The organism is Mycobacterium sp. NPDC003323, from assembly GCF_053589535.1.
Map to the genome: position 1 here is coordinate 12,484 of NZ_JBSFSB010000032.1, position 1,413 is coordinate 13,896.

Here is a 1,413-nt window from a genome sequence, read left to right on the forward strand (position 1 = left end):
GGCAGCACCTCGCAGCTGACAGCCTTGGAACCGACTGGCACGCCTACGAATCGGTCAGTCACATCGGGTTCGGAGCCTGATACAGCTCCATCCAGCGAAAACGCCACACAGCCCGCCCCTGACCAGCATCGGGGGCGGGCTTTCTCGCGATACTGTATGAGCACATTCGCTCATGCGCGCACGCGCGCCACCAATCCGACCGACCCGGGCAGAGGCAGGCTCATGGAATTGACCGTCGGCAACCTCAAAGGCGGGGTAGGCAAAACCATCACCTCCGTCCATCTGGCGCACGCCCTGGCCCACAAAGGCCGCACGCTGCTGATCAACGCCGACCCGCAGCGCACAGCCGCGAAATGGGCCGAGATGGCCATAGCGCGCGGCGGCTGGCCCGAAGACTGCGTGGTGATCACCCTGACCAACGCCAAGACCCTCGTCCGGCAGGTCAAATCCATGCGCCGCGACTACGACCACATCATCATCGACACCCCACCCTCGCGGAATCCCGACAACCTCACCACCCCCGAATCCGAGATCCTCACCGCCGCGATCATGGCCACCGGGCACCTGCTCGTGCCCACCTCGCCTGCCACCGGGGAGCTGGCCGAGATCCGCGATACGTTCACCCTCGCCACACAAGTGGACCTGCTGCGGCCCGTGCTGGCCTCGGTGCTGCTGCTCGATGTGGACCTGCGATCCAAGGCCGATCGGCAATACGCCCGCGAGATCCTCGAAGGATCGGACTACCCCGTACTGCGGGCACAGGTCCCCTCCCGCAACAGCCTCAAGCACTCCTTCGGCACCCTCCCCGACGTGGGCGGGCCCTACGCCGATGTGCTCGCCGAAATTCTCGACAACCACCAGAACTGGGACGGGGAACAGGAGTGACCATGGCTCGATCCAGCGGACGCCCCAGCGAACGCGGCAAGGCCAGCGACAACGCCAACGAGGTCATGAAGAACCTCTTCAGCACCCAAGCGCCAGCCGAACCCACCGAACCCGAAACCGACGAACGACCGGCCATGCGACGGCGCTCGGACAAGAAAAAGGTCCAGGGCATCAACTGGGATCTCGACCTCCTGCTCTACTCCCGAGACGCCGTAATTCGCCTCGGGCGCACCTATCCCGAAGAGGACATCAGTTCCCTTGCCTCCCTGGTCGATATCGCAGTGCGGGAGAAGCTGGCAGCCCTGGAAAGCAAGTACAACGGCGGACGACCGTTCCCGCCCATCTGACCAAATTTTCCTGTAATCAATTCCTGTAGGCGGCTTATACCGGGCCAAAGAGATATCTGTCAAGAGATTCTTGTAATCGCCTGAGAGGCAACATGATTCGACTCGATCCACGAAACATGGTTGCTACCAACGGTTTTCGAGCCTTAGGCCGTTGAGGGCACCCGAGTTACGTTGTCTCGTA

At 62.4% G+C, this 1,413-nt stretch carries 2 protein-coding genes; both read left to right on the plus strand.

The window, feature by feature from the left end; all coding sequences use genetic code 11:
- The first annotated feature begins 156 nt into the window (after positions 1 to 156).
- Positions 157 to 885: an AAA family ATPase gene (locus ACWDUN_RS29920; protein WP_449934545.1), complete on the plus strand. Its 729-nt coding sequence runs from the start codon at positions 157 to 159 to the stop codon at positions 883 to 885.
- Between the two features lie 2 nt (positions 886 to 887).
- Positions 888 to 1,232, plus strand: a complete 345-nt coding sequence (locus ACWDUN_RS29925) for a hypothetical protein (RefSeq protein WP_449934547.1) — start codon at positions 888 to 890, stop codon at positions 1,230 to 1,232.
- Positions 1,233 to 1,413: the final 181 nt, after the last annotated feature.

Excerpts from the sequence above, each read along its gene's own strand:
- ACWDUN_RS29925 (WP_449934547.1), top strand. The coding sequence starts at position 888 with ATGGCTCGATCCAGCGGACGCCCCAGCGAACGCGGCAAGGCCAGCGAC.
- ACWDUN_RS29920 (WP_449934545.1), top strand. The coding sequence starts at position 157 with ATGAGCACATTCGCTCATGCGCGCACGCGCGCCACCAATCCGACCGAC.